This is a genomic window from Dyella sp. C11 (assembly GCF_003121485.1).
In the GTDB taxonomy this organism is placed as follows: Bacteria; Pseudomonadota; Gammaproteobacteria; order Xanthomonadales; family Rhodanobacteraceae; genus Dyella.
The window spans coordinates 68,634-75,146 of the sequence record NZ_QAVX01000023.1 but is presented as its reverse complement, the minus strand read 5'-3'; the positions used below and the strand labels follow the sequence as shown (position 1 = coordinate 75,146).

Annotated in this window: 6 protein-coding genes and 1 pseudogene; 2 read left to right on the top strand and 5 right to left on the bottom strand. The window is 63.9% G+C overall.

The genetic code is table 11. From position 1 onward, the window contains the following. The first annotated feature begins 262 nt into the window (after positions 1–262). A complete protein-coding gene (gene purD, locus DK366_RS18315; RefSeq protein ID WP_109126989.1) occupies positions 263–1,546 on the top strand; it encodes a phosphoribosylamine--glycine ligase in 1,284 nt (427 codons plus the stop codon). 89 nt (positions 1,547–1,635) lie between these two features. On the opposite strand, the gene DK366_RS18310 is transcribed toward purD, so the two are convergent. From DK366_RS18310 to DK366_RS18295, 4 genes and pseudogenes are all read right to left on the bottom strand, one after another. Then, positions 1,636–2,043 (bottom strand): SRPBCC family protein, encoded by a 408-nt coding sequence (locus DK366_RS18310; protein WP_109126988.1) that lies wholly within the window; start codon positions 2,041–2,043, stop codon positions 1,636–1,638. Positions 2,044–2,089: 46 nt separating this feature from the next. Continuing rightward, positions 2,090–2,536, bottom strand: a complete 447-nt coding sequence (locus DK366_RS18305) for an SRPBCC family protein (RefSeq protein WP_109126987.1) — start codon at positions 2,534–2,536, stop codon at positions 2,090–2,092. An 85-nt stretch (positions 2,537–2,621) separates the two neighbouring features. Next, a complete protein-coding gene (locus DK366_RS18300; RefSeq protein WP_109126986.1) occupies positions 2,622–3,272 on the bottom strand; it encodes a dihydrofolate reductase family protein in 651 nt (216 codons plus the stop codon). Between the two features lie 66 nt (positions 3,273–3,338). Then, positions 3,339–3,593, bottom strand: a pseudogene (locus DK366_RS18295) (DUF3175 domain-containing protein); the annotation flags it as partial. A gap of 127 nt (positions 3,594–3,720) precedes the next feature. Between DK366_RS18295 and DK366_RS18290 the strand changes: the two are divergent. Then, positions 3,721–5,595, top strand: coding sequence for an MFS transporter (locus DK366_RS18290; RefSeq protein WP_109126984.1), 1,875 nt, complete (start codon positions 3,721–3,723; stop codon positions 5,593–5,595). A gap of 10 nt (positions 5,596–5,605) precedes the next feature. Here the strand turns inward: DK366_RS18290 and ampE are convergent, their stop codons facing one another. Continuing rightward, positions 5,606–6,475, bottom strand: a complete 870-nt coding sequence (gene ampE, locus DK366_RS18285) for a regulatory signaling modulator protein AmpE (protein ID WP_109126983.1) — start codon at positions 6,473–6,475, stop codon at positions 5,606–5,608. Between the last annotated feature and the right edge of the window lie 38 nt (positions 6,476–6,513).

The window sequence follows — 6,513 nt, the reverse complement described above, 5'->3', positions numbered from 1 at the left end:
GGGGTTTGTCGACAGGGCATCCTGCCCTGACGACAAACTGGCTGGCATCCATGCCAGCCACCCTGCGGGCTGATCCTCCACCCGCACGCCGCTGTCATACGGGGCCCGGAAAAGCGGAGAGCCAAGAGCCAAGAGCCAAGAGCTGGCTTTCGCTCGTCGGCGTAACCCTCTTCACCTTGCTGCGCTGCGAAATCCCGGCCCCGCCCCGTACAATGGAGCGCTGCGCCCCCTCGGGCGCATTCCTTCGGCAGTTGGAGTCCCCATGAAAGTCCTGGTCATCGGCAGCGGCGGGCGCGAACACGCGCTGGCGTGGAAGCTCAAGCAATCGCCGCGCGTGAGCGAGGTGATCGTTGCGCCGGGCAACGCCGGCACCGCGCGTGAAAAAGGCTTGCGCAACGCGAATGTGGCCGTGACGGACATCGACGGCCTGCTCAAGCTTGCGAAGGACGAAAAGATCGCGCTCACCGTGGTCGGCCCCGAAGTGCCGCTGGTGGCTGGCGTGGTGGACAAGTTCCGTGCCGCCGGCCTGCGTTGTTTTGGTCCGCGCGCCGTGGCTGCGCAGCTGGAAGGTTCCAAGGCATTCGCCAAGGACTTCCTGCTTCGCCACAACATTCCCACCGCGCGCTACGCTGTGTTCACCGAACTCAACCCCGCGCTCGCCTACGTGCGCGAACATGGCGCGCCCATTGTCATCAAGGCGGATGGCCTGGCGGCGGGCAAGGGCGTTGTCGTCGCTTTGACGCTGGCGGATGCCGAGCAGGCGCTGCATGACATGCTGGGTGCGCATCAGTTTGGCGATGCCTCCGCGCGCGTGGTGATCGAGGAATTCCTCGACGGCGAAGAAGCCAGCTACATCGTGATGAGCGACGGCCAGCACGCGCTGCCCATGGCCAGCAGCCAGGACCACAAGCGCCGCGACGAAGGCGACTTGGGCCCCAACACCGGTGGCATGGGCGCCTATTCGCCGGCGCCGGTGGTCACGCCTGACGTTGAAAAACGCATCCTCAAGGAAGTGATCGAACCCACGCTGCATGGCATGGCCATGGAGGGTGCGCCCTTCATCGGCTTCCTCTATGCAGGCCTGATGATCGACAAGAGCGGTACACCGAAGGTCATCGAATTCAACGTGCGTTTCGGCGATCCGGAAACGCAACCGATCATGCTGCGCCTGAAGTCGGATCTCGTGGACCTGATCGAAGCTGCGCTCGACGGCGAGCTGCACCACACGCATGTGCAGTGGGATGCACGCCCGTCGCTGGGCGTGGTGATGGCCGCGGGTGGCTACCCGGGCAAGGTGCGCAGCGGCGATGTCATCACGGGCCTGGACAGCGATTTCGGTCCCGACGTGAAGGTGTTCCACGCCGGCACGACGCTGGACGCCCAGGGCAACGCCGTTTCGTCAGGCGGTCGTGTACTCACCGTCTGCGCGTTGGGCAAGGACATCGCGGCAGCGCGTGAGAACGCCTACGGTGCCGTGTCCAAGATTCACTACGAAGGTGCGTTCTGTCGTCGCGACATCGCGCATCGCGCGCTGCATCGTCTTTGATGTCCTGGTGACGTTTGCAGGTATGAAAAAGCCCCGGATGCCGGGGCTTTTTCTTGAGTGCCATCACGCGCACCGGTCCCGCGTCGTCGTCATGACGCTTCCACGATCTTCTTCAGCCCACCAAGCACGTCGCCGAAGTCACCGGTGACTTCGGGCCCGATCGCCTCGGCATCCGGGCCGGTGATCTGGGTCGAGTACGTTACCCGCGCACGATGGGGTGACAACGCCTCGATGCGGTGATCCACCACGACGCGTGTCTCGTCGATCACCGTTTCGTCCGTGAATCCGCGTTGCTCATCCACGGCAATCAGGGTGCTGACGAACGCATCCGTTCCCGGCGGTTGCATGGTGAACGTGGTTCCCGTGGCAAACGGTCCGTGCAACTGGATATGTTCAATGCCTGCATTCCAGCGCGTCCAGCCGGCGACGTCGGCAAACACGGCCCATATCCGTGCCGGCGTGGCGTCGATATCGATGCTTTCTTCATGCGTCCACATCACGACTCCTTGTTGATCACGAAACGCCGCTGCACGCGAGACCACCTCAGCCAGGGATGTTGGATTCCACCAGCTGTGCCAGATTCACCAGTGATTCCTGCCAGCCGAGATAGCACGCGTCGGTGGGAATCATGGCGGGAATGCCTTCCTGCACGACGTGAATTTCCGCGCCGCAGGAGACTTTCTTCAACGTAACCGTGGTCTGCATTTCGCCAGGCAGGTTGGCATCGTCGAAAGTGCCCGTGTAGCGAATGCGCTCGCCCGGCACCAATTCCTTGTAGGTGCCACCGAACGCGTGGCTGTGACCGCTGGAGAAGTTGGTGAACGACATGCGGTACGTGCCGCCGACCGTGGCATCCAGCTGGTGCACCTTGCCGGTGAAACCATGGGGTGGCAGCCAGCGTGCCATGGCGTCCGCATCGAGAAATGCGCGGTAGATCTTTTCCGGCGTAGTGCGAAGAACGCGATGAAGCGTGACGGTTCCCGTGGTCATGCGAGTGCTCCTGTGAGGTTGAACCGGGCCAACCCGGCCCTTCATGCATGCGACGAACGACGAGTCATCGTCTCGACCGTCGACGTCAATCGCGTCGACGCAGGAACACATGCAAGGCACGTTCGCCGGGGCGGCTGTCCACGCATTCGTAACCGAGCGCGGGAAGATCCAATCCGGCGAAGAGGTTTTCGCCACGTCCCATCAGCACCGGGCGCACGGCAAGGTGCAGCGAATCGATCAGGCGATCCCGCAGGTATTGGCGAACCGTCGCCACGCCACCACCCACGCGAATATCCCGGCCGCCAGCGGCAGCACGTGCCTGTGCAAGCGCATCGTGAATGCCTCCCGTCACGAAATGGAACGTAGTGCCGCCTGCCATCACCAGGGGCTCGCGCGGGTAATGTGTCAGTACGAATACCGGCACGTGGTACGGCGGCTCCTCGCCCCACCATCCCTTCCAGCTGTCATCGGGCCACGGGCCGCGCACCGGGCCGAACATGTTGCGCCCCAAGATCCAGGCGCCAATGTTGTCGAAGCCCTGTTCCGCGATGTCGTTGTCCACGCCGGTCTCGCCGTCGTTCCCGCCGCCATGCATGCGTTGAAACATGCGCGTGGGGAAGAACCACTGCATCAATTCGGGTCCGCCGACACCCAGCGGGTTTTCCATATCCTGATCCGGTCCGGCGCTGTAGCCGTCGAGGGAAACCGCAAAGCTCCGTACGCAAAGTTTCGTCATGGTCCTTGACCTGTCTGAGGGTTCATCCATACGACGAACGACTGTCATCGAATTCGACAATGTGTATCAGCGCCGACCTGCGACAGGGATCATGACAGACGTCGGCTGGCCGCGTCGGCGCCCTGTCTTGCGCCGGCGCGGTCGCCCAAACAGCTCGCGCAACTCGTCCTTCGCCGCTTCCAGATGCGCGCACTCGCGCACGGGCAACTGGCACCCCGCGCGGTTGATAGTGACGTCGAGCATCGACAGGGTCGAACGGAAAGGCGACGACTTGCGGCGCCTGCTGACTTCGGCCGAGTGCTTGAGCGATCGGGTGATGGCAGCAGGTTCGGCCGCGCCCGGCCATGCGGCTGCATGGGTTTGCTCATGTGCGCGTGGCGGCGGCCGTGCTGGTCATGGACGACTGCTATGCTCGGCGCGCCAAGCGCCCTTTCGACACAAGACACGCATGAGCCAATTCAAGCTGCTGGGAACCCGCCGTTTCGCGCCATTCTTCTGGACCCAGGCGCTGGGCGCGTTCAACGACAACGCCTTCCGCAATGCCATGGTCATGCTGGTGGCGTTCCAGATGGGCCTGGACGATCACACGGTATCGCTCTACACCAACCTGGCGCCGGCGCTTTTCATCCTGCCCTACTTCCTGTTCTCGGCGACGGCGGGCCAGCTGGCGGAGAAGTACGAGAAGTCGCGCATCATTCGCTACGTGAAGTTGTTCGAGATCTTCGCGATGGTGATCGCCGCCATCGGCTTCTACACGCATCACACCACGCTGTTGCTGGTGGTGTTGTTCCTCATGGGTCTGCACTCCACCACGTTCGGTCCGATCAAGTACGCCATCCTGCCGCAGGCATTGAAGCCGCAGGAGCTGGTGGGCGGCAACGGGCTGGTGGAAATGGGTACGCAGCTGGCGATGCTCATCGGCATGATCGCCGGCAATTCGCTGATGCTTATCCATGGCTACGGGCCGGTGGCGGCGTCTGCCGTCACCATCGCCATAGCCGTGCTGGGTTATCTGGCGAGCCGGCGCATTCCACCGGCACCGGCGACGGCGCCCGACCTCGTCTTCAACTGGAATCCGGCGACGGAAACGGCGCGCGTACTGGGCATTACCAAGCAGGACAGGCGCGTGTTCAATGCCGTGCTGGGCATTTCGTGGTTCTGGTTTTTTGGCACCGTGCTGATTGCGCAATTGCCTAACTACACGCGCCTGAATCTTGGCGGCGACGGCTCGGTCAATACGCTGGTGCTCACGCTGTTCTCCCTCGGCACCGGTGTCGGTGCGTTGCTGTGCGAGCGCATGTCGGGCCGTCGCGTGGAAGTGGGCCTGGTGCCGCTGGGCGCATTTGGCCTCACCGCGTTCGGCGTGGATCTGTATCTGGCGCACCCGCATCTCGCCGTTGCGCATGGCCTGGACTGGCTGGGTTTCCTGCGCAGCGCAGGAAGCTGGCGCGTGGTGATGGATCTCACGCTGATCGGCGTTTTCAGCGGCTTTTACGTGGTGCCGTTGTTCGCCTATGTGCAGGCGCGCACGCCGCGCGATCGCCTGTCGCGCGTCATCGCAGGCAACAACATTCTCAATGCGCTCTTCATTTGCCTTGCGTCAGGCTTCGGGCTTGCCCTGGGCGCGATGGGGCTGAGCGCGGTGGAAATCTTCCTCGCGGCGGCGATCCTCAACGTGCTCGTCGCGGCTTACATCTTCACCATCGTTCCCGAATTCCTGATGCGCTTCATCACCTGGGTGCTGGTGAATACGCTTTATCGCGTGCGCGTCGATGGGCTGGAAAACATTCCCGAGGAAGGCCCCGCGTTGCTGGTGTGCAACCACGTCAGCTTCATGGACCCGCTGCTGTTGATGGCCAACCTGCGCCGTCCCGCGCGCTTCGTCATGTACTACAAGATCTTCAACTTCCCGGTGCTGAAGTTCGTGTTCCGTACGGCCAAGGCGATTCCCATCGCGGGCCAGAAGGAAGATCCCGTCGTGCTGCAACGTGCGTATGACGAGATCGATGCGGCGCTTGCGGACGACGAACTGGTGTGCATTTTCCCCGAGGGCAGCCTGACGAAAGATGGCGACATCGCGCCGTTCCGTCCCGGCGTGGCGCGCATCCTTGAGCGTCGCCCCGTGCCAGTCGTGCCGTTGGCGCTACGCGGCTTGTGGGGCAGCGTGTGGAGTCGTCGGGATTCGATGCTGCATCGCGCGCGCCTGCCGCGTCGCTTCCGCGCCCACGTTGAGTTGGTGGCTGGTGCGCCTTACGCGCCGGCCGACGCACAACTGGAAACGCTGGAAGCCCGCGTGCGCGAGCTGCGTGGCGACATGGCCTGAGCGTTGGGTGTCAGGCCATCCAGCCGGCGAGCACGATCAGCGCGACCACGCTGAGCCACGCCAATAGCGCGCGCAACAGCGCACCGCGCAGGCGAATCAGTTCGCCCAGCGTATCGATGCGTTCTTCCGCGTAGCCGTCACCGGCTTCGATATCCACCTGCACATCGGCGCGCGCGGCTGCGCCAAGAAAGCCGGGGCCTTCGACGTACCAGCTGTTCGGTGACTGCTGCTGATGCCAGCGCTTCCAGGCGCCGATGACGGCATCCCAGTGGCCCACGAGCGCGAGCGTGAACACCATCAGCTGCGCGGGCAGCCAATCGGCGACATTGGCAAAGGAGCGCGCGGCGCGACGGGCAGATGCATCCAGTCGCAAGGTCTGGTCGCGACCCAGCGTCTGCGCCAGGCGGTAGAGCAACGCGCCCGCCGGCCCGAGCAGGAAGAACCACAGCAACACGCCAAAGCGGCGGCGCAATGCGGCATAGGCCGTCGCTTCACCGAGGGCCACGGCGTTCCAGGCCACCGGGTCGCCATCGTCGGACAGTGCCTGCGCGGCCGCTTCGCGCGAGGGCTGGTCGGGCGCCTTGATGATGGCTTCCAGGTCCGCCTCATACGCGTGCGGGCCGAAGCAATACAGCAGCACCACCAGCGAAAAGACCAGCATGAAAAGATCGCTGCCCGGCAGCAGCCGCAGCAGCCAGATGGCCACCAGGCACAGCACCACCGGCACGCCCAGCGTCACCGCCACGCGGCCCGGGCCGCTGGTATCGCCCAGCTGCACTACCCAGCGTCGAAAGCCACCGTCGCCGCGCCAGTGCGCCAGTTGCGGCATGACGTGCACCAGACCCAGTGCGATGAGTGCGGACAACAGGCTGACAGCCATGACGAACCTTTTCCCTTTCGTTGGGGCGCATTGTAGGG